Annotated in this window: 24 protein-coding genes; 23 read left to right on the top strand and 1 reads right to left on the bottom strand. The window is 64.0% G+C overall.

Annotation, left to right across the window (positions count from 1 at the left end; genetic code table 11):
* Window positions 1-9 precede the first annotated feature (9 nt).
* On the top strand, window positions 10-1,689 hold the full coding sequence (locus ACE3RX_RS09300; RefSeq protein WP_374482639.1) for a sigma 54-interacting transcriptional regulator: 1,680 nt from the start codon (window positions 10-12) through the stop codon (window positions 1,687-1,689).
* Window positions 1,690-1,710: 21 nt separating this feature from the next.
* Here the strand turns inward: ACE3RX_RS09300 and ACE3RX_RS09295 are convergent, their stop codons facing one another.
* On the bottom strand, window positions 1,711-2,880 hold the full coding sequence (locus tag ACE3RX_RS09295) for a diguanylate cyclase (protein WP_374482637.1): 1,170 nt from the start codon (window positions 2,878-2,880) through the stop codon (window positions 1,711-1,713).
* A gap of 354 nt (window positions 2,881-3,234) precedes the next feature.
* Between ACE3RX_RS09295 and ACE3RX_RS09290 the strand changes: the two genes are divergently transcribed.
* The 22 genes from ACE3RX_RS09290 to dnaB all read left to right on the top strand — a co-directional run bounded on the left by ACE3RX_RS09290 (window position 3,235) and on the right by dnaB (window position 19,957).
* Entirely contained in the window at window positions 3,235-3,561 is a 327-nt protein-coding gene (locus tag ACE3RX_RS09290) for a 2Fe-2S iron-sulfur cluster binding domain-containing protein (protein ID WP_374482635.1), read from the top strand.
* A 38-nt stretch (window positions 3,562-3,599) separates the two neighbouring features.
* Complete coding sequence (locus tag ACE3RX_RS09285) at window positions 3,600-4,529, top strand: catechol 2,3-dioxygenase (RefSeq protein WP_374482633.1); 930 nt, start codon at window positions 3,600-3,602, stop codon at window positions 4,527-4,529.
* Between the two features lie 9 nt (window positions 4,530-4,538).
* A complete protein-coding gene (locus tag ACE3RX_RS09280; RefSeq protein WP_374482631.1) occupies window positions 4,539-4,796 on the top strand; it encodes a phenol hydroxylase subunit in 258 nt (85 codons plus the stop codon).
* A gap of 24 nt (window positions 4,797-4,820) precedes the next feature.
* Window positions 4,821-5,813: an aromatic/alkene monooxygenase hydroxylase subunit beta gene (locus tag ACE3RX_RS09275; RefSeq protein WP_374482629.1), complete on the top strand. Its 993-nt coding sequence runs from the start codon at window positions 4,821-4,823 to the stop codon at window positions 5,811-5,813.
* A 9-nt stretch (window positions 5,814-5,822) separates the two neighbouring features.
* Window positions 5,823-6,092 carry an MmoB/DmpM family protein gene (locus ACE3RX_RS09270; protein ID WP_374482627.1) on the top strand — a complete coding sequence of 90 codons (270 nt, stop codon included), beginning with the start codon at window positions 5,823-5,825 and terminating at the stop codon, window positions 6,090-6,092.
* A gap of 14 nt (window positions 6,093-6,106) precedes the next feature.
* Window positions 6,107-7,627, top strand: a complete 1,521-nt coding sequence (locus ACE3RX_RS09265) for an aromatic/alkene/methane monooxygenase hydroxylase/oxygenase subunit alpha (RefSeq protein ID WP_374482625.1) — start codon at window positions 6,107-6,109, stop codon at window positions 7,625-7,627.
* Between the two features lie 53 nt (window positions 7,628-7,680).
* The gene (locus tag ACE3RX_RS09260; protein WP_374482623.1) at window positions 7,681-8,037 is read left to right on the top strand and encodes a phenol hydroxylase subunit P4; all 357 of its coding nucleotides are present in this window, start codon (window positions 7,681-7,683) and stop codon (window positions 8,035-8,037) included.
* A 10-nt stretch (window positions 8,038-8,047) separates the two neighbouring features.
* Window positions 8,048-9,103, top strand: a complete 1,056-nt coding sequence (locus ACE3RX_RS09255; RefSeq protein WP_374482621.1) for an NADH:ubiquinone reductase (Na(+)-transporting) subunit F — start codon at window positions 8,048-8,050, stop codon at window positions 9,101-9,103.
* A 162-nt stretch (window positions 9,104-9,265) separates the two neighbouring features.
* A complete protein-coding gene (locus ACE3RX_RS09250; RefSeq protein ID WP_374482619.1) occupies window positions 9,266-10,726 on the top strand; it encodes a 2-hydroxymuconic semialdehyde dehydrogenase in 1,461 nt (486 codons plus the stop codon).
* Between the two features lie 91 nt (window positions 10,727-10,817).
* Entirely contained in the window at window positions 10,818-11,615 is a 798-nt protein-coding gene (gene dmpE / locus ACE3RX_RS09245) for a 2-oxopent-4-enoate hydratase (RefSeq protein ID WP_374482617.1), read from the top strand.
* Window positions 11,612-12,415 carry a 2-oxo-3-hexenedioate decarboxylase gene (gene dmpH, locus ACE3RX_RS09240; RefSeq protein ID WP_374482614.1) on the top strand — a complete coding sequence of 268 codons (804 nt, stop codon included), beginning with the start codon at window positions 11,612-11,614 and terminating at the stop codon, window positions 12,413-12,415. The genes dmpE and dmpH overlap by 4 nt, the downstream gene beginning before the upstream one ends.
* Before the next feature lie 16 nt (window positions 12,416-12,431).
* Window positions 12,432-12,650: a 4-oxalocrotonate tautomerase family protein gene (locus tag ACE3RX_RS09235; RefSeq protein ID WP_374482612.1), complete on the top strand. Its 219-nt coding sequence runs from the start codon at window positions 12,432-12,434 to the stop codon at window positions 12,648-12,650.
* Window positions 12,647-13,573 carry an acetaldehyde dehydrogenase (acetylating) gene (locus ACE3RX_RS09230; protein ID WP_374482610.1) on the top strand — a complete coding sequence of 309 codons (927 nt, stop codon included), beginning with the start codon at window positions 12,647-12,649 and terminating at the stop codon, window positions 13,571-13,573. Before ACE3RX_RS09235 ends, ACE3RX_RS09230 begins: the two co-directional genes overlap by 4 nt.
* Window positions 13,573-14,625 carry a 4-hydroxy-2-oxovalerate aldolase gene (dmpG, locus tag ACE3RX_RS09225; RefSeq protein ID WP_374482608.1) on the top strand — a complete coding sequence of 351 codons (1,053 nt, stop codon included), beginning with the start codon at window positions 13,573-13,575 and terminating at the stop codon, window positions 14,623-14,625. The genes ACE3RX_RS09230 and dmpG overlap by 1 nt, the downstream gene beginning before the upstream one ends.
* 38 nt (window positions 14,626-14,663) lie before the next feature.
* Entirely contained in the window at window positions 14,664-15,419 is a 756-nt protein-coding gene (locus ACE3RX_RS09220) for an SDR family oxidoreductase (RefSeq protein ID WP_374482606.1), read from the top strand.
* Between the two features lie 11 nt (window positions 15,420-15,430).
* Window positions 15,431-15,862: a 4-oxalocrotonate tautomerase family protein gene (locus ACE3RX_RS09215; protein ID WP_374482604.1), complete on the top strand. Its 432-nt coding sequence runs from the start codon at window positions 15,431-15,433 to the stop codon at window positions 15,860-15,862.
* 199 nt (window positions 15,863-16,061) lie between these two features.
* On the top strand, window positions 16,062-16,859 hold the full coding sequence (locus ACE3RX_RS09210; RefSeq protein WP_374482602.1) for an aldolase/citrate lyase family protein: 798 nt from the start codon (window positions 16,062-16,064) through the stop codon (window positions 16,857-16,859).
* A 156-nt stretch (window positions 16,860-17,015) separates the two neighbouring features.
* Window positions 17,016-17,402 carry a 30S ribosomal protein S6 gene (gene rpsF / locus ACE3RX_RS09205; protein WP_374482600.1) on the top strand — a complete coding sequence of 129 codons (387 nt, stop codon included), beginning with the start codon at window positions 17,016-17,018 and terminating at the stop codon, window positions 17,400-17,402.
* Between the two features lies 1 nt (window position 17,403).
* A complete protein-coding gene (gene priB, locus ACE3RX_RS09200) occupies window positions 17,404-17,748 on the top strand; it encodes a primosomal replication protein N (protein WP_374482598.1) in 345 nt (114 codons plus the stop codon).
* Window positions 17,720-17,989: a 30S ribosomal protein S18 gene (gene rpsR, locus ACE3RX_RS09195; protein WP_153162030.1), complete on the top strand. Its 270-nt coding sequence runs from the start codon at window positions 17,720-17,722 to the stop codon at window positions 17,987-17,989. Before priB ends, rpsR begins: the two co-directional genes overlap by 29 nt.
* A 15-nt stretch (window positions 17,990-18,004) precedes the next feature.
* On the top strand, window positions 18,005-18,454 hold the full coding sequence (gene rplI, locus ACE3RX_RS09190) for a 50S ribosomal protein L9 (protein ID WP_374482596.1): 450 nt from the start codon (window positions 18,005-18,007) through the stop codon (window positions 18,452-18,454).
* Between the two features lie 135 nt (window positions 18,455-18,589).
* Window positions 18,590-19,957, top strand: coding sequence for a replicative DNA helicase (gene dnaB, locus ACE3RX_RS09185; protein WP_374482594.1), 1,368 nt, complete (start codon window positions 18,590-18,592; stop codon window positions 19,955-19,957).
* Window positions 19,958-20,024: the final 67 nt, after the last annotated feature.

Here is a 20,024-nt window from a genome sequence, read left to right as displayed (position 1 = left end):
GAGAGGGGAATGACAAAAACCAGACTGATCGAGCAGTTCAACCTGCGCTCGCGCTTGCGCTTCAACCTCGAGCAGGGAGAAATCTGGCTCGACGAGAATCGCATGCTGTTGTTTCACGCCCGAGCGATGGGCGCGTTGCGCCGGGAGCTGTTCGACTCCCTCGGTGTCGAAAGGGCCCGCGGCCTGCTGATCCGCATGGGCTTCGCGTCCGGCCAGAAGGACGCAGAGCTGGCCAAGAAGCTGTTCGGTAGCGGCGACCCCGATGACGTCTTCCGCATCGGGCCGGAGTTGCACGCCTTCGAAGGCTTGGTGCGCTCCAACATCGTGCAGTCCGACCTCGACTGGGAGCGCGGCAGCTTTGCCGGTGAGGTGGACTGGGACAACTCCTGGGAGGCTGACTCTCACCTGCAGCTGTTCGGGATCGGCGAGGCCCCGGCCTGCTGGACGCTGGTTGGCTATGCGTCGGGCTACGCCACGCAGTTCTTCAACCGCCTGATCGTTTTTCGCGAGACCGCCTGCCTTGCCTGTGGCGACGTCCATTGCCACATCGTCGGCAAGCCTGCGGAGGAGTGGGGCGATGACCCCTACCTGGGGTATTTCAAGCCCGACAACCTGCAGGGGCAGCTGGAGGAGATGCGCGAGGAGATCAGCCGCCTGCGCAAGACACTCTGCGCGTCCCGTCCGGCCGGCAACCTGGTTGGCGCGTCGCCGGGCTTCAAGGCTGCCTTCGACCTGGTCGGCAAGGCAGCGGCCAGTCCGATCACCGTGCTGTTGCTCGGCGAGACCGGCGTCGGCAAGGAGATGTTCGCCCGCTGGATCCACGACCATGGCAGCCGCTCCGACAAGCCCTTCGTGGCCGTCAATTGCGCGGCGATCCCCCACGATCTGCTGGAGTCCGAGCTGTTCGGCGTGCAGAAGGGTGCGTACACCGGCGCGCAGGCGTCACGGCCGGGGCGTTTCGAGCGCGCCCACGGCGGCACGCTGTTCCTCGACGAGGTCGGCGACCTGCCGCTGGCGGCCCAGGTCAAGCTGCTGCGGGTGCTGCAGACCGGCGAGGTGGAGCGCCTTGGTGACGACCAGGTGCGCAAGGTGGATGTGCGCCTGGTGACGGCCACCAACGTGGACCTGCAGCAAGCCATTGCCGCCGGGCGCTTCCGCGCCGACCTGTATTACCGATTGGCGACCTATCCGGTGCTGATCCCGCCGCTGCGCGAGCGGCGCAGCGACATCCCGCTGCTGGCGGCGGCGCTGGTCGAGAAGTACGAGGCGTCGTATCACAAGAAGCTGCAGGGCATCAGCGACCGGGCCATGCAGGCGCTGATGGGCTACCAGTGGCCGGGCAACGTACGGGAGCTGCAGAACCTCATCGAGCGTGGCGTGCTGCTGGCGCCCAGCGGCGGACTCATCGAGATCGAGCACCTGTTCGCCGGCGGTGCGCCGGTGACGGCGCCGGGGGCCGAGGTGGATCGGGCGGGCGTGGTCGGCAACGAGCGCGACGACAGCCGAAATCGCCTGTACGAGGCGATCCTCAACGAGGGCTTCGACCTGGAGCGGCATGAGGCCAAGTTGCTGGAACTGGCGGTGCAGCGCGCCAACGGCAACCTCACCCACGCCGCGCGCCTGCTCGGCATCACGCGGCGCCAGCTGGCTTACCGGCTGCGCCAGGGGGCGGTCGCGACGGAAGAGTGAGGGTTGGCCGTCGTGCCCTTGTCAGCCGGCGGCAGGCTGCGGCGTCGCAGCCTCGCCCGGGGCGTGGATCACCACCTGGTTTCGGCCACCGGTCTTGGCCTTGTAGAGCGCCTGGTCGGCGACGCGGAGCAGGGTCTCCGGGGTGGCGCCATGGGCTGGGAACAGCGCCACGCCGATCGACAGGCTCAGTGCGCCCGGCAGATCGTCACGGGCCTCGCCCAGGTCTGAAAATCCCCGCCGCCATTGCTCGGCCCGCTCGTGGGCGGCAGATTCCGGCAGGCCGGGCAACAGCATCACGAACTCCTCTCCGCCAAAGCGGCAGGCCACGTCTTGCTGGCGTGCCTCGCGGGCCAGCAACTGGCCCAGCTCCTGCAGCACCAGGTCGCCGACCTGGTGACCATGTCCGTCGTTCACCTGCTTGAAGTGGTCCACGTCGATCAGCATCAGGCATAGGGGCTGGCCTGCGCGGCTGCAGCGGGCCAGCTCCCGCTCGAAAGTGTCGATCAGGTAGCGTCGGTTGAACAGGCCAGTGAGGGCATCCCGGTTGGCCTGTTCGTGCAGGCTGCGCTGCAGCGCGAGGTTTTCGGCCAGTTGCTGCTGCAGCGTGTCGTTGGCGTGGCGCAGCTCGTGTTCCCGCTGCTTGAGGTGCTCGCGCACCGTGCGCAGTAGCAGGGCCCGGGTGTGGGCGATCCGGCCGATGCCCAGCAGATACCAGCTGAGGCCGAACACGCACAGGCCGGTGATCCACGGATTGTCTTCCGGGATGAGCTGGAAGCCGCCGATGCCGACGCCGAGCAAGGAGCCCAGCCCAAAAGCGCCGAAGGCCAGAAATATCCCGCGGTAGCCCTGGCTGATGGCGTTGTTGATCGCCGTGCTCATGAGCAGCGTGAAGGTGATCCACAGGGGAAAGCCGGTCGCCGAAACCCAGATCGCGACCAGGAAGCAGTCCGCCACCAGATTCTGCAGTTCCGCCCGCTGGGAGTTCTCTGCCCGGCAGGCGCGCCGGTAGATCAGATGCGGATAGACCAGGAACTGCAGGGCCAGCAGCAACCACACCCAGATTGCGTAGCCCTTGCCGTACAAGTGCAGTGCGTAGAACGCGAAGGCATTGACGAAGGAGACCGAGCGCATGACCCAGTGTGCCCGGACGATCCAGTGGGGTTGGCGGCGGGCAGTGGAGGGCGACTTCATTGCTCGATTATCTCCGCTCCCTTATGCCAACGTGCGAGCACGCTGAGCCAACTTGCATCTCAGTGTGACAAAGCACCGGAATTGGGTGAGGCGAAAGCCTGCCGCCCCTTGCCGGATTTTCATTTTTTCGCTTGCTGCACTGCAGCTTGACGCTTTTGTCAGGCGAAAAAGCCTCATGGACAAAAGCGTCAGGCGCCCAAAAAGGGTAATTGCTCGCCTTTTTGAGTGAAGCCTTAATAATCAGTTGTTTACGGGAGTGGCACGGCGCCTGCATTAGATGTGTTAAGCGCGGCATAAATGAAGTTGATGAAAGCCGCCGATTGACGAAAACGTCGATACACATCTGGAGGGGCCATGACACACACCGTCAGCATTGAAGACTCGGGCGTCCGCTACGCCTGCGCACCGGAGGAATCCCTGCTTTCCGGCCTGCACCGGCTCGGCTTGCGCGGCATCCCGGTGGGGTGCCGCGGCGGTGGTTGCGGCGTCTGCAAGGTCGAGATCACCGGGGGTGAGTTCAGCACCCGCGTGATGAGCCGGGACCACGTTTCCGACGACGACCTGGCCCAGCGCCGGCTGCTGGCGTGCCGGGTGTACCCCTCCAGCGATCTTTCCCTGAAGGTGATCGGCAAGCTGCAGAAGAAAGTCTGCACGCCCGCCGCCGATCGCCCGCTTCCCTGAAAAACCGTTCGATATAACCATATAAAAGGAGACGAGATATGGCGCTTACCGGTGTTCTTCGTCCTGGCCATGCCCAGGTTCGCGTGCTGGATCTGGAAGAAAGCGTGCGCTTCTACCGTGACGTACTGGGCCTGGTGGAAACCGGCCGCGACGCCCAGGGGCGGGTCTATTTCAAGTGCTGGGACGAGCGCGACCACAACAGCTACGTGATCCGCGAGGCGGACCGGGCCGGCATCGACTTCTTCGGCTTCCGCGTGCTGGACAAGGTGACCCTCGACAAATTCGACGCCGACCTGCGCGCCTACGGCATCGCCACCGAGCGGATCCCCGCCGGCGAGATGCTGGAGACCGGTGAGCGGGTCCGTTTCACGCTGCCCTCCGGTCATGTGATGGAGCTGTTCGCTGACAAGACCAAGGTCGGCAACGGCATTCCCCTCGTCAATCCGGCCCCGTGGTGCAAGGCACGTGACCATGGCATCGCGCCGATCCGCTTCGACCATGCGCTGCTTTATGGGCCGAATGTGGCCGAAGTGCAGAAGATCTTCACCGAGGTGCTCGGCTTCTACCTCGTCGAGCGCGTGCTGACCCCGGACGGCAACGCCAATGCGGCGATCTGGCTGTCCTGTGGGCAGAAGGTGCATGACATCGCCTTCGCCGAGTACCCGGAGCCCGGCAAGCTGCATCACTGTTCCTTCCTGATGGAGAGCTGGGACCAGGTGCTGCGCGCCGGCGACATCATGTCGATGAATGCCGTGCCGGTGGACATCGGCCCGACCCGCCACGGCGTGACCCGCGGCTGCACGATCTACGCGTGGGACCCGTCCGGCAACCGTTTCGAAACCTTCATGGGCGGCCACCTGCCGTATCCCGATTACGAAACGATGACCTGGACCTTCGACAACTTCGGCCAGGGCCTCGACTACCCGCAGCGCAAGCTGCACGAGACCTTCCTGTCCGTCGTCAGCTGAGCGCCAGCCATGACGAGCATCCACCCGCCGATGGACACCGCGCGGCGCTTCGTGCGCCTGAGCGGCGAGCGTCCCAACGGTTTCGTCGAGTTCGAGTTCGCCATCGGCGAGCCGGAGATCTTCGTCGAGATGATCCTCGGCCGCGAGGCCTTCGCCGAATTCTGCGCCGCCAACCGGGTGGAGATGCTGCCGCCGCGCGACCCGGACGCCCCGGCGGATGACTGGGACTGGCGCCTCACCGACGCCACCCACACCCGCTTCAAATAATCCGAACACCCGGAGACACACAACATGCAGATCGACCTCCGCACGGTCGCCATCCAGCCCCAGCGCCAGGCCTTCGACCATCTGGTGCGCCGCTTCGGCGACAAGCCGGCCTCCCGCTACCAGGAAGGTAGCTACGACATCCAGGCCGCCGAGAACCTCCACTACAAGCCCACCTGGGATCCGGAGCAGGAACTGTACGACGCCGGTATCACCCGCATCGTCATGCAGGACTGGTACGCGTTGAAGGACCCGCGCCAGTTCTACTACAGCACCTACACGCTGACCCGCGCCCGCCAGCAGGAAACCGCCGAGGCCAATTTCGCCTTCGTCGAATCCCGCGGCCTGGCCGACATGTTGTCCGACGAGCTGCGCGATGTCGCCCTCAAGGTGCTGGTGCCGCTGCGCCACGCCGCCTGGGGCGCCAACCAGCACAACACCTTCATCTGCGGCTACGGCTACGGCACCACCTTTACCCAGCCGTGCATGTACCACGCGATGGACAACCTGGGCATCGCCCAGTACCTGTCCCGCCTCGGCCTGCTGCTCGGCGACACCGACGCGCTGGAGGCCGGCAAGCAGGCCTGGCTGGACGATGCCGCGTGGCAGCCGCTGCGCCGCTACGTCGAAGACTGCCTGGTGTTGCGCGATCCGTTCGAGCTGTTCGTCGCCCAGAACGTGGCCCTCGACGGTCTGCTGTATCCGCTGGTGTACGAGCGCATCGTCGATGAGCACCTGTCGGTGCGTGGTGCCTCGGCGGTGGCGATGCTGACCCAGTTCATGAGCGACTGGTTCGACGAGACCCGCAAGTGGGTCGATGCGGTGCTTAAGGTGGCCGCCGCCGAGTCGGAGCACAACCGCGATGTGTTGCAGGAATGGACCCGCAGCTGGAGCGCCCGCGCCGCGTCGGCGATGGTGCCCATCGTCGAGCTGGCCCTCGGCGCCGAGGCCGACGAGGCGGTCGGCCAGCAGCTCGCCACGCTCACCGCGCGCATCCAGAAAACCGGCATTCCGCTCTGAGAGGTTCTCATGTCTACCGTATTCATTGCCCTCCAGGCCAACGAGGAAACCCGCCCGATCATCGAGGCGATCGAGATCGACAACCCGCAGGCAGTCGTCAATCGTCAGCCGGCGATGGTCAAGATCGACGCCCAGGGCCAGCTGGTGATCCGCAAATCGACCATCGAGGAACAGCTCGGCCGCGACTTCGACCTGCAGGAGCTGCACATCAACCTGATCTCCCTCACTGGCAATGTGAGCGAGGACGACGAAACCCTGACCCTGAGCTGGAACAGCTGAGCGAGGAGACCGCCATGGACATGAAAGTCACCAAGAAGAAGCTTGGTCTGAAAGAGAAGTACAAGTTGATGACCCGCGACCTGGGTTGGGATACCACCTACCAGACTAAGGAGGACGTGTTCCCCTACGTCGGCTACGAGGGCATCAAGATCCACGACTGGGAAAAGTGGGAAGACCCCTTCCGCCTGACCATGGATGCCTACTGGAAGTATCAGGCCGAGAAGGAGCGCAAGTTCTACGCGATCATCGACGCCCACGCCCAGAACAACGGCCACCTGAACCTCACCGACGCGCGCTACCTGTCGGCGCTGAAGATCTTCCTGCAGGCCATCAGCCCCGGCGAATACGCGGCGCACAAGGGCTTTGCCCGCGTCGGCCGCGAGTTCCCCGGCGTCGGTACCCAGGTCGCGTGCCAGATGCAGGCCATCGACGAGATCCGCCACGCGCAGACGCAGATCCACGCGATGTCCAACTACAACCGTTACTACAACGGTTTCCATGCCTTCGCGGACACCCGCGACCGCATCTGGTACACCTCGGTAGCGCGCTCCTTCTTCGACGATGCGATGTCGGCGGGCCCCTTCGAGTTCATGATCGCCATCGGCTTCAGCTTCGAATATGTGCTGACCAACCTGCTGTTCGTGCCCTTCATGTCGGGCGCGGCTTACAACGGCGACATGGCGACGGTGACCTTCGGCTTCTCGGCCCAGTCCGACGAAGCCCGCCACATGACGCTGGGCCTGGAGTGCATCAAGTTCATGCTCGAGCAGGACCCGGACAACCTGCCCATCGTCCAGAACTGGATCGACAAGTGGTTCTGGCGCGGCTTCCGCGTGCTGGGCCTGGTCAGCACGATGATGGACTACATGCTGCCCAAGCGCGTGATGTCCTGGCGCGAAGCCTGGGACATCTACGGTGTGGAGAACGGCGGCGCGCTGTTCAAGGACCTGGCCCGCTATGGCATCAAGCCGCCGAAGGGCTGGGACGACGCCGAGAAGGCCATCGACCACATGTCCCACCAGTTCATGCTGGGTCTCTACCAATGGAGTTTCGGTACCGCCTTCCACAGCTGGATTCCGTCCGAGGACGACATGAACTGGCTGTCCGCCAAGTATCCGGACACCTTCGACAAGTACTACCGCCCGCGCTGGAAACACATCAAGAAGCTGGCCGACGCCGGCACGCCGTTCAAGAACTACGGCCTCGCCAAGCTGTGCCAGTGCTGCCAGCTGCCGACCGTATTCACCGAGCCGGACGACCCGACCCTGACCTGCCACCGGGAGACCGTCTACAACGGCCAGAAGTACCACTTCTGCTCCGACGGCTGCCAGCACGTCTTCGAGAACGAGCCGGAGAAATACGTGCAGGCCTGGTTGCCGATGCCGCAGCTATTCCAGGAGCCGATCAATGGCGACCTGGGCGCCTGGATGGAGTGGGTCAGCCTGCGCGACGGCAAGGACAACGGCGACTACGCCGGCTCCGAGGATCAGCAGAACTTCGAAGCCTGGCGCGGCCTGGCCACCACGAACCAATAAGACAGACTGGTCGGGGGCCGGCTCCGGCCTCCCGACGCGACGAGGAGACTCAAATGACCGTAGCTGCAATCCGTGAATACATCGGCGTGCCGCGCGACAGCGTGGAAAATTTCGGCGGCAAGCAGATCGTGTATGCGAGCTGGGACCGCCACCTGCTGTTCGCCGCGCCCTTCCTGCTGTGCCTGCCGCCCGAGACGCGCTTCCGCGACCTAGTCGAAGGCCCGCTTACGGCCCTGGTGCAGGCCGATCCGGATGCCGCGGCCCTCGACTGGACGAAGGTCGAATGGCTGAAGGACAACCAGCCGTGGACGCCAGATTTCGACGCCAGCCTGGCCGCCAACGGCATCGGCCACAAGGACCAGCTGCGCTTCCGCACGGCCGGCCTCAACAGCCTGTCGGCGGCGGCCTGAGGAGTGCGCGATGAGCTATGAGCTGACCATCGAGCCCCTCGGTCAGACCATCGAGATCGAGGAGGGGCAGACCATCCTCGATGCCGCGCTGCGCGCCGGCATCTACCTGCCCCACGCCTGTTGCCACGGCCTGTGTGCCACCTGCAAGGTGCAGGTGAGCGACGGCGAGGTGGAACACGGCGAGGCGTCCAGCTTTGCGCTGATGGACTTCGAGCGGGACGAGGGCAAGTGCCTGGCCTGCTGCGCTACGGCCCAGAGCGATCTGGTGATCGAAGCCGAGATCGAGGAAGACCCGGACGCTGAGAACCTGCCGGTGCGGGATTTCGACGGCACGGTGACGCGCATCGAATCCCTCACGCCGACCATCAAGGGCGTGTGGGTCAAGCTCGACGCGCCGATGCGCTTCCAGGCTGGCCAATATGCGAACCTCGAGCTGCCCGGCGGTATCGGCAGCCGCGCCTTCTCCATCGCCAGTGCGCCATCGTCGGATGGTGAGGTGGAACTCAATATTCGCATTGTGCCGGGCGGGCAGGGCACCACTTATGTCCACGAGAAGATGCAGGCTGGCGAGAAGGTCCGCATCAGTGGGCCCTACGGGCGCTTCTTCGTGAAGAAGTCGGCCCAGGTGCCGGTGCTCTTCATGGCCGGCGGTTCTGGCCTGTCGAGCCCGCGCTCGATGATCCTCGATCTGCTGGAGGAGGGCTTCGAACCGCCGATCACGCTGGTCTACGGCCAGCGCACGCGGGACGAGCTGTACTACCACGATGACTTCCTGGCGCTGGCCGAGAAGCATCCCAATTTCCGCTACGTGCCGGCCTTGTCGAACGAAGCGGAAGGCTCGGGCTGGAGCGGCTTCCGCGGCTTTGTGCATGAGGCCGCCAAGGCCGCGTTCGATAACGATTTCCGCGGTAACAAGGCCTATCTGTGCGGCCCGCCGCTGATGATCGAGGCCTGCATCACCACATTGATGCAGGGGCGCCTGTTCGAGCGGGACATCTACACCGAGAAGTTCATCTCCGCGGCCGACGCCCAGCAGGTGCGCAGCCCGCTGTTCAAGGCGATCTGAGCGGATCGGCGCGCGAAGCGCCGATTTCGCGCGCCGACTTCGATACCTAAAAGGTATTCGATGTTCAGAACTAAAGTATTGGACGGTATAGAGGCCCATTCTTAGACTGGCTTCCATACCGGCTCCGCCCGGATGGCATCCAGACAACATACCGAGGTAAGCATGCGTCTCATCGAGAATTTCATCGGCGGCGAATACACCGCCGGCCTCAGCGGCAAGACCTTCGAGAAGCGTTCGCCGGTGGACAACCGGGTCATCGCGCGGATCAGCGAGGCTGGCCGCGGCGAGGTGGATGCGGCCGTGCAGGCCGCGCGGGCGGCCCTCCACGGGGAATGGGGCGGGCTGACGCTGGAGCAGCGCGTCGATCTGCTGTACGGCGTGGCCGACGAGATCACCCGCCGCTTCGAGGACTTTGTCGCCGCCGAGATGGCCGACACCGGCCAGCCGTCCCACGTCATGCGGCAGGTGTTCATTCCGCGCGGCGCGGCCAACTTCAAGGTCTTCGCCGACATGGTCAAGAACGTGCCGGCGGAGTCCTTCCAGATGTCCACGCCGGACGGCCGTGGTGCGCTGAACTACGCGATCCGCGTGCCCAAGGGCGTGATCGGCGTGATCAGCCCGTGGAACGCGCCCTTCCTGCTGATGACCTGGAAGGTTGGCCCGGCGCTGGCCTGCGGCAATACGGTGATCGTCAAGCCGTCCGAAGAGTCGCCGCACACGGCGGCGCTGCTCGGCGAGGTGATGAACGCGGTGGGCATCCCGAAGGGCGTCTATAACGTGATCCACGGTTTCGGGCCGGACTCCGCCGGCGAGTTCCTGACCCAGCATCCGGGCGTCGACGCGATCACCTTCACCGGCGAGACGCGCACCGGCTCGGCGATCATGAAGGCGGCTTCGAACGGCATGCGCGACGTGTCCTTCGAGCTGGGCGGCAAGAACGCCGGCATCGTCTTCGCCGACGCGGACTTCGATGCGGCGGTGGATGGCATCTTCCGTTCGGCCTTCCTCAACACCGGGCAGGTCTGCCTGGGTACCGAGCGGGTGTATGTGGAACGGCCGATCTTCGACAAGTTCGTCGCGGCGCTGAAGACCAAGGTCGAGGCGGTCAAGTTCGGCCGCCCGGAAAACCACGACGCCAACTACGGCCCGCTGATCAGCCAGGAGCACCGCCAGAAGGTCCTGTCCTACTACCGCAAGGCGGTGGAGGAGGGCGCCACCGTGGTGACCGGCGGCGGTGTGCCCGACGTGCCGGCCGAACTTGCCGAAGGTGCCTGGGTGCAGCCGACGATCTGGACCGGCCTGCCGGAAAGCGCGGCTGTCGTGCAGGAGGAGATCTTCGGCCCGTGCTGCCATATCCGCCCGTTCGACAGCGAGAACGAGGTCGTGCAGCTCGCCAATGCCACCGACTACGGCCTCTCCACGACGATCTGGACCACCAACCTGGCCCGCGCCCACCGCGTGGCGGCGCGCGTCGAGGTGGGCATCACCTGGATCAACAGCTGGTTCCTGCGCGACCTGCGCACGCCTTTCGGCGGCTCCAAGCAGTCCGGCATCGGCCGCGAGGGCGGTGTGCATTCGCTGGAGTTCTACACCGAGACCAGAAACATCTGCGTGAAGCTCTGACGCACGTTCCGACGTAGGGGCGAGCTCATTCGCCCTCCGTACCTTGGCCAAGCCCCGCGGGCGAATGAATTCGCCCCCACAGGACAGAGAGATGAACGAAGAACAGATCCAACACTACGGCGACGCGTTGTACGACGCGTGGCGCGAGCGCCGCACGATTGCGCCGCTGCTCGAACAAGAGCCAGACATCACCCTCGCCGACGCCTACCGCATTCAGCTGCGCTACATCGAGCGCCGCGTGGCGGCCGGCGAGACCATCGTCGGCAAGAAGATCGGTGTGACCAGCAAGCCGGTGCAGGACTTCCTCGGCGTGTTCCAGCCGGATTTCGGCCAGCTCACGTCGGGCATGGTCTACCAGGAAGGCGACGTGATCGACTTGGACACGCTGATCCAGCCCAAGGCCGAGGCCGAACTCGCTTTCGTACTGAAGGAAGACCTGCAGGGCCCGGGCGTTACCGCGATGGACGTGATCCGTGCCACCGACTATGTGGTGCCGTGTTTCGAGATCGTCGATTCGCGCATCACCGACTGGAAGATCCGCATCCAGGACACCGTGGCAGACAACGCCTCCTGCGGCGTGTATGTGCTCGGCAAGACCAAGGGCGACCCGCGCAAGCTTGACATCACGCTGGCCGGCATGGTGCTGGAGAAGAACGGCGAGCTGCACTCCACCGGCGTCGGCGCGGCGGTGCAGGGCTCGCCGGCCAACGCGGTGGCCTGGCTGGCCAACACCCTCGGCGAACTGGGTATCCCCTTCAAGGCTGGCGAGGTGATCTTGTCCGGTTCCCAGTCGGCGCTGGTGCCGGTCGTCGATGGCGACGAACTGGTGTGCACGGTCGGCGGCCTCGGCAGCTGCCGCGTCAAATTTTCCGGCAGGAGCGCCGTATGAGCATGGAAATCACCCTGTCCCGCGAGGACATCGTCCGCCTGTGCGAGCGTGTCGAAGGCGCCCAGACCCGCGCCTATGCGATCCCCAAGCTGACCGACGAGTATCCGGGCATGACCATCGGCGACGGCTACGCCGTGCAGCTGGAGCTGCGCCGGCGCTTCCTCGCCCGCGGCCACAAGCAGGTCGGCTGGAAGGCCGGCCTCACGTCCAAGGCCAAGATGAAGCAGATGGGGGTCGATGTGCCGTCCATCGGCTTCCTCACCGACCGCATGGCGCGGCCCGAGAATGCAGCCATTTCCACCACCGACCTGGTCCATCCGCGCGTCGAGTGCGAGGTCGCCTTCGTGATGAAGGACGAGCTGAAGGGACCGGGCTGCACCGCCGGCGCCGTGCTGGCGGCGACGGATTACGTGTTGCCTGCGGTGGAAATCATCGATTCGCGCTTCTCCGGCTTCAAGTTCGACCTGCCCAGCGTGGTGGCGGACAACGGCTCATCGGCCCGCTTCGTTGGAGGCGGTCGCGCCCGCTACGCAAAGGACCTGGATCTGCGGACCCTCGGCGTGGTGCTCGAGAAGAACGGCGAGATTGTCGCGATGGGCGCCTCGGCGGCGGTGCTCGGCCATCCGGCCGAGGCCATCGCAATGCTGGTGAACATCCTCGCCGAGCTCGGCGAGAGCCTGCCCGCCGGTAGTTTCGTGATGAGTGGCGGCATCACAGAGGCCATTGCCGTGAAGCCGGGCGATAGCGTGATTGCCCGTTTCCAGGAACTGGGCAGCGTGTCGATGCGCTTCGTCGAATAAGCCCGAGGAGAACCTGATGCCAATTATTGAAATGCACATGATGGTGGGCCGCACCACCGAGCAGAAGCACAAAGTTGCGGCGGCAGTAACCGAGGCGGTGGCGAAGAGCCTCGAATGCAGCGCCGACACCGTCCGCATCCTGATCACCGAACACGCCACCGACGGCTTCTACGTCGCCGGACAAACCATGGCCCAGCGCGCTGCCGCGCGGGCCGCCCAGGAGCAGAACGCATGAAGAAGATCCGCTGTGCCTTGATCGGCTCCGGCAACATCGGCACCGACCTGATCTACAAGATCCAGCGCAGCCCGGTGCTGGAGCCGGTGTGGATGGTCGGTATCGACCCCGAATCCGAAGGCCTCGCTCGCGCCCGCGGCATGGGCCTGAAGACCACCGCCGAAGGCGTGGACGGCCTGTTGCCCCACGTGCTGGAAGACAACATCCAGATCGCCTTCGATGCCACCAGCGCCTATGTGCATGCGGAGAACAGCCGCAAGCTCAACGAGTTGGGCGTGCTGATGATCGACCTGACGCCGGCCGCCATCGGCCCCTTGTGCGTGCCGCCGGTGAACCTGCGCGAGCACGCCGATAAGCTGGAGATGAACGTCAACATGATCTCCTGCGCCGGCCAGGCAACGATTCCCATCGTCAATGCGGTGTCGCGGATCCAGAGCGTGGGCTACGCCGAGATTGTTGCCAGCCTGGCTTCCAAGTCGGTTGGCCCGGGTACCCGCGCCAACCTGGACGAATTCACCTACACCACATCCAACGCCATCGAGGTCGTCGGCGGTGCGCGCAAGGGCAAGGCGCTGGCCATCATCAACCCGGCCGAACCTCCGCTAATCATGCGCAACACCATCTACTGCCTCACCGACGAGGCGCCGGACGAGGCGCGTATCACCGCCTCGGTGCTGGAGATGATCAAGGAAGTGCAGAAGTACGTACCGGGCTACCGACTGGTCAACGGCCCGGTGTTCGACGAGACGCCGAAGGGGCATCGCGTGTCGGTGTTCATGGAAGTGGCCGGCCTTGGCGACTACCTGCCCAAGTACGCCGGCAACCTGGACATCATGACCGCGGCGGCGACCCGCACCGCGGAGATGTTCGCCGAGGAGATCCTCGCCGGAAAGATCAAGCTGCAATCCATGGAGGTGGCGTGATGAGCGCATCCAGCCTGAAGGGCCGCAAGGTCATCCTGCACGACATGTGCCTGCGCGACGGCATGCACGCCAAGCGCGAACAGATCAGCGTCGACCAGATGGTCAAGGTCGCCACCGCCCTCGACGGTGCCGGCGTGCCCTACCTGCAGGTCACCCACGGGGCGGGGATGGGCGGCAACTCGTTGCAGCACGGCTTCGCGCCGCACAGCAACGAGGAATACATCTCGGCGGTGGCGTCGCGGATGAAGCAGGCCAAGGTGTCGGTGCTGCTGATCCCCGGCCTCGGCACGATGCGCGAACTGCAGTCCGCCTACGACTGCGGCGCCCGCAGCGTGCATGTGGCGACCCACTGCACCGAGGCCGACACCTCGCCGCAGCACATCGCCTTTGCGCGCAAGCTGGGCATGGACACCACCGGCTTCCTGATGATGGCCCACCTCAACGACCCGGCCGGCATCGCCAAGCAGGGCAAGCTGATGGAGGACTACGGCGCCCATACGGTGTACGTCACCGACTCGGCCGGCTACATGCTGCCGGAGGACGTGAAGGCCCGCGTGCAGGCCTTGCGCGACGTGCTCAAGCCGGAGACCGAGATCGGCTTCCACGGCCATCACAACCTGGGCATGGGCATCGCCAACTCCATCGCCGCCATTGAGGCCGGCGCGAGCCGCATCGACGGTTCGGTGGCTGGCCTGGGTGCCGGCGCCGGCAATACGCCGCTGGAGGTGTTCGCCGCCGTCTGTGAGCGCATGGGCATCGACACCGGCGTGGATCTGTTCAAGCTGATGGACGCCGCCGAGGACATCATCGTGCCGATGATGGACCACATGGTGCGCGTCGACCGGGAATCCCTGACTCTCGGCTTCGCTGGCGTCTATTCGACCTTCCTGCTCCATTCCAAGCGGGCCGCCGAGCGCTTCGGCGTACCGGCGCGGGACATCCTGGTGGAGCTGGGCCGCAAGAAGATGATCGGTGGCCAGGAGGACATGATCATGGACACCGCCATGACCATGGCCAAGGAGCGTGGCCTGTTGAAGGAAGTCACGGCCTGAGGTGCTCGTGACCCTAACCGATGGATGGACTCGCGAACATGAATACCCCTGAAGAACTGGCCATCGTCGTCGGCGCGACCGGCGCCTTCGGCAACGCCATCGTGGATAGGCTGACGGCCGCTGGACTAGGTGTGGTGGCGGTCGCCCGCAGCGCCGATTCGCTGGCTAGCCTGCAGGACCGCGTGCCCGGCCTGACGGCCTGCGTCGCGGACATCGGCGATGACTCGGCGATCACAGCCATTGCGGCGGCCGTCAACCGGCCGGTGCGGATGGTGGTGCATGGCCCAGGCGTCGCGGTGGCGGGCGGCATCCTCAGCGCGCCGACGGCGAGCATGGTGGATGCGGTCAACATCAAGGTCGGTGGCCTGCTGCGCCTGACGCGGGCGGTCGACGGTTTGCTGTCGGCGGGCTCGCGGATTGTCGCCATTGGCGGTCATTACGGCTTCGAGCCGACGGCCTATGCTGCGGCGGCTGGCGTGGCCAACTCGGCACTGGTGAATGTGGTGCGCCAGCTCAGCCTGGCTTATGGTCCGCGCGGGGTGACGGCCCACCTGATCGCACCAGGACCCGCTGACACCGAACGCCTACGCCGGGTCGCTGCGGATCGCGCCGCATTGCGGGGCATCACTGTGGACGAGGTGCTGGCCGAGATGCTCGCCGATTCGTCCATTGGCCGTTTCACCACGCCGGAGCAGGTGGCTTGGGCGGTGGCGCTGCTGCTCGCACCAGAGGCCGATTCCATGACCGGCTCCAGCCTGATGCTCGATTCCGGCCGCCGCCGCGGCCTGCCCTAGGAGGTATCACGATGCCGATCGTCAATTTCCATCTCGTTGAAGGCATGAGCACGCCGGAGCAGGACGAACGCCTGCTCCTCGGCGCCTGCCGTTTTTACGCGGAAGTGCTCGACGCGCCGATGGACCGGGTGCGCGCCTTCATCACACCCCATCGGCCGTTGCAGATGGCTGTCGCCGGCGATCTGGCGGCGCACAACGGACTGCATGCGCCCTGGTTCGACTGCATCGTGCTCGAAGGGCGTCCGCTGGAACAGCGCCAGCGCCTGCTGAGGGGCTTCACCGACCTGCTCGTGGATGTGCTTGGTGTGCGCCGCGATCTGGTGCGCGGCTGTTGCCGGCGCGTTCCGCCAGAGGATTGGGCCATCGGCGGTGAGCCGGCCAGTGTGTTGCGCAAGGACGAGGTGGATGCGCGGGCCCGGGCGGCGGCCTCTGGCTCCGAGTGAAATTGGGCTCTCGTCCTTGTGTCTCCCTCGACCGACGTAATTCCTCTCCTCCCTGAGTTTGTCGGTCGTTGCTTGACCCCTGCGTGACCAGTCGTCGCGCAGGGGTTCTTTTTTTGTGGTGTCGGACGTGGCTTATGATGTGCGTCAGGCCTGTGCCGGGATGGTTGAACAACAACAAAGTCTGAAGGATGGGGACCACATGGAATTACAGAACAATCGCTTCAAGGAGCGCCTGTTGGCGGGGGATCTGCAGTACGGCCTGTGGCTTGGGCTGTCGGAGATCTTCAGCGCGGAAATCTGTGCGGGCGCCGGTTTCGACTGGCTGCTGATCGATGCGGAGCATGGCCCGAACGACCTGCGCTCGATCTTCGCGCAGCTGCAAGCCATCGCGTCTTACGATTCGCAGCCTGTTGTGCGGCCGCCGCAGGGCGACCATGTGCTGATCAAGCAGTTGCTGGAAACTGGCGTGCAGACCCTGCTGATCCCGATGGTCGAATCGGCGGAGCAAGCGCAGCATCTGGTCGAAGCGATGCGCTACCCGCCGGAGGGCATCCGCGGTGTCGGAAGCTCTATCGCGCGGGCAGCACGCTGGGGACGGATCACCGATTACGCGGACAAAGCCAACGACCAGATGTGTCTGCTCGTGCAGGTGGAAACCCGTGCCGGCCTGGAAAATCTTGATGCGATCCTGGCAGTGCCTGGCGTTGACGGAGTGTTCTTCGGTGCAGTTGATCTGGCTGCGTCCTTCGGCCTGCTCGGCCAGCCCAATCACCCGGACATCGTCGCACGCATCGAGGATGGGCTGCAGCGTACCGCAGCCTGCGGCAAGGCCGGCGGCGTGTTGTGCGGCAACCGGGAGCTGGTCGCCCGCTACCGGGACGCGGGTGCGCGCTTCATCGCCGTCGGCGTCGATGGGATGCTGCTGGCGGCTGCGACCTCTGAGCTTTGTGCCTCCTTCAAGGGCGGAGGCTTCGGCGGGGTGGGCGGCTACGGCTGACCTGGCTGCGGCCTGGGTCGCTCTTGCAAAAGACCCGCGGATGTGCCAACATCGCCGGCTCCCTCGGGATAGAAGGGGTTTTTCTTTCTATCCGCCGACGGGCAACCTTGTCCTACCGTTCGCATGACGGGGGGCTTTTATCCACAAGGAGATTCCATGCGGCATTACGAAGTCGTATTCATCGTTCACCCCGATCAGAGCGAGCAAGTTCCCGCCATGATCGAGCGTTATCGTTCCCTCGTGACCTCCCAGAACGGCCAGATTCACCGTCTGGAAGACTGGGGTCGTCGTCAGCTGGCCTACCCGATCCAGAAGATCCACAAGGCTCACTACGTGCTGATGAACATCGAGTGCGATCAGTCCACCATTGCTGAGCTCGAGCACGGCTTCAAGTTCAACGACGCCGTTCTGCGTTACCTGTCCATCCGCACCAAGCGCGCCGTGACCACCCCGTCGCCGATGATGAAGGAAGAAAAGGCTCGTTCCCTGACTTCCGGTGCTGGTGAAGAGGCCAAGCCGGCCGCCGAGCAGCCCGCTGCCTGAGTTGCAGGAAGCGCTGCGCAACAGTTTTGAGATTGATGGCGTCCTGACCGAAATCGGCGCCTTGCGTTACTCCCCCGGTGGCATACCGGTGATGGCAGGGCGCTTGGAGCATCGGTCCCGGCAGGTCGAAGCAGGTGTGGAACGGGATGTTAGCCTCGAGCTGCAAGTTGTGGCTCTAGGTGACAAGGCGAAACTGCTCGCCAGCGCCCGTCTCGGATGTCCGGCTCATGTCGTCGGATTTCTGGCCGCAAAGAGCCTGCGCAGTCGGACGCCTGTATTGCACATCGATACGATCGAATTTTTGGAAGGAATGAATCATGGCATTCAAGCCAGCAATGAAGCGTAAGGACGACCGTGGCGGTCGCAGCCTTTTCAAGCGTCGCAAGTTCTGCCGTTTCAGCGCAGAAAAGATTGAAGAGATCGATTACAAGGATGTGGACATCCTGAAGGATTTCATCACCGAAAACGCCAAGATCATGCCGGCTCGCATCACCGGCACCAAGTCTGGCTATCAGCGTCAGCTGTCCACCGCGATCAAGCGTGCCCGCTTCCTCGCCCTGCTGCCCTACACCGACCTGCATCAGTAATTCCGGAGAGACAGCATGCAAATCATTCTTTTGGACAAGGTTGTCAATCTGGGTGGCCTCGGTGATGTGGTCAAGGTTAAGGACGGTTACGCCCGTAACTTCCTGATCCCGCAAGGCAAGGCCAAGCGTGCCAACGCCGCTAACCTGGCTGAGTTCGAAGCTCGCCGCGCCGAGCTCGAGCGCATCGCTGCCGAGCAGCTGGCTGCCGCTCAGGCTCAGGGCGAAAAGCTCGAAGGCACTGTCGTGACCATCTCCCGCAAGGCGGGTGTCGATGGCCGCCTGTTCGGTTCCGTGACCAACGCCGACGTCGCGGAAGCGCTGAAGACGGTTGGTTTTGGCGTCGAGAAGTCCGCCGTCCGCATGCCGGAAGGCCCGCTGAAGGTTGTCGGCGAGTTCCCGCTCGTCGTCTCCCTGCACACCGATGTGACTGCTAACATCACTGTCACGGTGGTTGGCGAGAACTGATCGTCAGGAGAGCTTTGGCTCCCCACAAAAAAGGCTGCCTCGTGCAGCCTTTTTTGCTTTTTGGCCTTCGGGCCTTGTCTTTGTGTTGCTGAAGACCCCATGCGCAAATCTGATAGTCATTCCGAAGATCCCGTCATGTCCTCCCTGCGCTTGCCGCCGCACTCCATCGAAGCGGAGCAGTCGCTGCTGGGGGGGTTGATGATCGACAACTCCGTATGGGAGCGCGTTGGCGATATCGTCAATGAGGCCGACTTCTACCGGGATGACCATCGGCGGATCTTCCGGCATATCGCCAAGCTTGTGGAAATGGGCAAGCCGGCTGACGTAGTGACGGTGTTCGAAAGTCTGGAGAAGAGCGGTGAGGCCGAGCATGTCGGCGGTCTGGCCTATCTTGGTGAGATCGCCAACAGCACGCCGTCGGCCGCGAACGTACGCCGCTACGGCGAGATCATTCGCGAGCGGGCCATTCTGCGCAAATTGGTGTCGGTGGGTGATGACATTGCCGCTAGCGCACTGACGCCGTCCGGTAAGGATGCCAAGACGCTGCTTGACGAAGCAGAAGCCAAAGTGTTCGAGATCGCCGAGGCTGGCGCGCGTACGGTCAGTGGCTTCCAAGCGATCCAGCCAATCCTGGGGCAGGTCGTTGATCGTATCCAGGAGTTGTACGACCGGGATTCGCCAGCGGGGATTACCGGCGTGCCGACGGGCCTGACCGACCTGGATGAGAAGACGTCGGGTCTGCAGCCTTCCGACATGATCGTGCTGGCGGCTCGTCCTGGTATGGGCAAGACCTCATTGGCGCTGAACATCGCTGAAACAGTTGCGGTGGAGGCAGGGTTGCCGGTGGCAATCTTCTCGATGGAAATGCCGGGTACCCAACTGGCGACCCGTTTCCTGTCGTCCGTTGGTCGTATCGATCAGCACAAGATCCGGACCGGTAAGCTGAACGACGACGAGTGGCAGCGTCTTACGTATGCATTGGGCAGGCTTCACGAGGCGCCCATCTTTATCGACGAGACGCCAGGCTTGAATCCAACCGACTTGCGAGCCCGCTGTCGGCGCCTTCATCGTCAGTGCGGGCGGCTGGGTTTGATCGTCATCGACTACCTTCAGTTGATGACGTCGCTAAAGGAAAGCGATAACCGCTCGGCTGAGCTGTCGGAGATTTCGCGCTCCGTCAAATCCTTGGCCAAGGAACTGCATGTGCCGATTATTGCGCTGTCTCAGTTGAATCGTAGCCTTGAGCAGCGACCGAATAAACGTCCCGTGGCGTCTGACTTGCGGGAGTCCGGTGCAATTGAACAGGATGCGGACATCATCATGTTTATTTACCGGGACGAGATCTATAACCCGGACTCTCCGGATAAGGGAATGGCAGAACTCATTATTTCCAAGCACCGGAATGGCTCGACGGGAACGATCCGTATGACTTTTCTCGGGGAGTTCACTCGCTTTGAGAACTTTGCTGGTACTTATACGGGGGCAGGTGCTCCGGAATACTGATTTGATGGCTTGAAATTATTTTGTCGAATGGTGTTGACGGTTTTCGATAATTCTTTATAATGCGCAG

Origin of the sequence: Zoogloea sp., assembly GCF_041914405.1 — a bacterium.
Taxonomy (GTDB): domain Bacteria; phylum Pseudomonadota; class Gammaproteobacteria; order Burkholderiales; family Rhodocyclaceae; genus Zoogloea.
This window is presented reverse-complemented; position numbering and strand designations above follow the sequence as displayed.

Coding starts and splice junctions, on each gene's coding strand:
- rplI (WP_374482596.1), top strand. CDS start 18,005: ATGCAAATCATTCTTTTGGACAAGGTTGTCAATCTGGGTGGCCTCGGT.
- ACE3RX_RS09250 (WP_374482619.1), top strand. CDS start 9,266: ATGCGTCTCATCGAGAATTTCATCGGCGGCGAATACACCGCCGGCCTC.
- dmpG (WP_374482608.1), top strand. CDS start 13,573: ATGAGCGCATCCAGCCTGAAGGGCCGCAAGGTCATCCTGCACGACATG.
- ACE3RX_RS09265 (WP_374482625.1), top strand. CDS start 6,107: ATGGACATGAAAGTCACCAAGAAGAAGCTTGGTCTGAAAGAGAAGTAC.
- ACE3RX_RS09210 (WP_374482602.1), top strand. CDS start 16,062: ATGGAATTACAGAACAATCGCTTCAAGGAGCGCCTGTTGGCGGGGGAT.
- dmpH (WP_374482614.1), top strand. CDS start 11,612: ATGAGCATGGAAATCACCCTGTCCCGCGAGGACATCGTCCGCCTGTGC.
- ACE3RX_RS09215 (WP_374482604.1), top strand. CDS start 15,431: ATGCCGATCGTCAATTTCCATCTCGTTGAAGGCATGAGCACGCCGGAG.
- ACE3RX_RS09255 (WP_374482621.1), top strand. CDS start 8,048: ATGAGCTATGAGCTGACCATCGAGCCCCTCGGTCAGACCATCGAGATC.
- ACE3RX_RS09230 (WP_374482610.1), top strand. CDS start 12,647: ATGAAGAAGATCCGCTGTGCCTTGATCGGCTCCGGCAACATCGGCACC.
- dnaB (WP_374482594.1), top strand. CDS start 18,590: ATGTCCTCCCTGCGCTTGCCGCCGCACTCCATCGAAGCGGAGCAGTCG.
- rpsF (WP_374482600.1), top strand. CDS start 17,016: ATGCGGCATTACGAAGTCGTATTCATCGTTCACCCCGATCAGAGCGAG.
- ACE3RX_RS09295 (WP_374482637.1), bottom strand. CDS start 2,880: ATGAAGTCGCCCTCCACTGCCCGCCGCCAACCCCACTGGATCGTCCGG.
- ACE3RX_RS09220 (WP_374482606.1), top strand. CDS start 14,664: ATGAATACCCCTGAAGAACTGGCCATCGTCGTCGGCGCGACCGGCGCC.
- ACE3RX_RS09275 (WP_374482629.1), top strand. CDS start 4,821: ATGCAGATCGACCTCCGCACGGTCGCCATCCAGCCCCAGCGCCAGGCC.
- ACE3RX_RS09285 (WP_374482633.1), top strand. CDS start 3,600: ATGGCGCTTACCGGTGTTCTTCGTCCTGGCCATGCCCAGGTTCGCGTG.
- dmpE (WP_374482617.1), top strand. CDS start 10,818: ATGAACGAAGAACAGATCCAACACTACGGCGACGCGTTGTACGACGCG.
- ACE3RX_RS09270 (WP_374482627.1), top strand. CDS start 5,823: ATGTCTACCGTATTCATTGCCCTCCAGGCCAACGAGGAAACCCGCCCG.
- ACE3RX_RS09235 (WP_374482612.1), top strand. CDS start 12,432: ATGCCAATTATTGAAATGCACATGATGGTGGGCCGCACCACCGAGCAG.
- ACE3RX_RS09290 (WP_374482635.1), top strand. CDS start 3,235: ATGACACACACCGTCAGCATTGAAGACTCGGGCGTCCGCTACGCCTGC.
- ACE3RX_RS09300 (WP_374482639.1), top strand. CDS start 10: ATGACAAAAACCAGACTGATCGAGCAGTTCAACCTGCGCTCGCGCTTG.
- ACE3RX_RS09260 (WP_374482623.1), top strand. CDS start 7,681: ATGACCGTAGCTGCAATCCGTGAATACATCGGCGTGCCGCGCGACAGC.
- rpsR (WP_153162030.1), top strand. CDS start 17,720: ATGGCATTCAAGCCAGCAATGAAGCGTAAGGACGACCGTGGCGGTCGC.
- ACE3RX_RS09280 (WP_374482631.1), top strand. CDS start 4,539: ATGACGAGCATCCACCCGCCGATGGACACCGCGCGGCGCTTCGTGCGC.